This window comes from Hymenobacter terricola, from assembly GCF_017921975.2.
GTDB lineage: Bacteria > Bacteroidota > Bacteroidia > Cytophagales > Hymenobacteraceae > Hymenobacter > Hymenobacter terricola.
In genome coordinates this window covers 1-804 of record NZ_JAGEMO020000106.1, presented here as the reverse complement: position 1 = coordinate 804, position 804 = coordinate 1, and the positions used below count along the sequence as shown (strand labels likewise).

The window sequence follows — 804 nt, the reverse complement described above, 5'->3', positions numbered from 1 at the left end:
CCCCCCCGACTCCGCGCCCTGTTCAGACTCGCTTTCGCTGCGGCTCCGCGCCTTGAAGCGCTTAACCTTGCCGGGGAGGAGTAACTCGTAGGCTCATTATGCAAAAGGCACGCCATCAGCCCACGAAAGGCCTCTGACTGCTTGTAAGCACACGGTTTCAGGTTCTTTTCACTCCGGTATTCCCGGTTCTTTTCACCTTTCCCTCACGGTACTAGTTCACTATCGGTGTCTCAGGAGTATGTAGCCTTAGCGGATGGTGCCGCTCGCTTCAGACGGGGTTTCTCCGGCCCCGCCCTACTCAGGGTATCGCTACCGTAAATCAGAATTGTCGCTTACCGGGCTCTCACCGTCTCTGGCCTGCTTTCCCAAACAGTTCAGCTAACTCGATTTAATCAGATGTCGCGACCCTACAACCCCGGATTGGCCGTAACCAACCCGGTTTGGGCTCCTCCCCGTTCGCTCGCCACTACTTGGGGAATCATTGTTATTTTCTTTTCCTGCAGGTACTTAGATGTTTCAGTTCCCTGCGTTTGCCACTGTGGGTCAAGCCCAGCAGTTCACGACTCTTCCAGTCGCGGGGTTGCCCCATTCGGAAACCCGGGGATTACCGGGTATGTGCCCCTCCCCCCGGCTTATCGCAGCTTATCGCGTCCTTCGTCGCCTCTGAGACCCTAGGCATCCCCCGTGTGCTCTTGCTTACTTCGCTTTCGTATCGCTTGCCCTCATTGCTGAAAGCTGCTCTGCCCGTTGCCAGGCCAAGCGCGCTACGCTTCGTTTTTGTTACCCCTTACGTCAAAGAACGTG

At 56.3% G+C, this 804-nt stretch carries 1 rRNA gene; it reads right to left on the bottom strand.

Annotation, left to right across the window (positions count from 1 at the left end):
- Nucleotides 1-706 (bottom strand): 23S ribosomal RNA (locus J4G38_RS25590); the annotation flags it as partial.
- Nucleotides 707-804 lie beyond the last annotated feature (98 nt).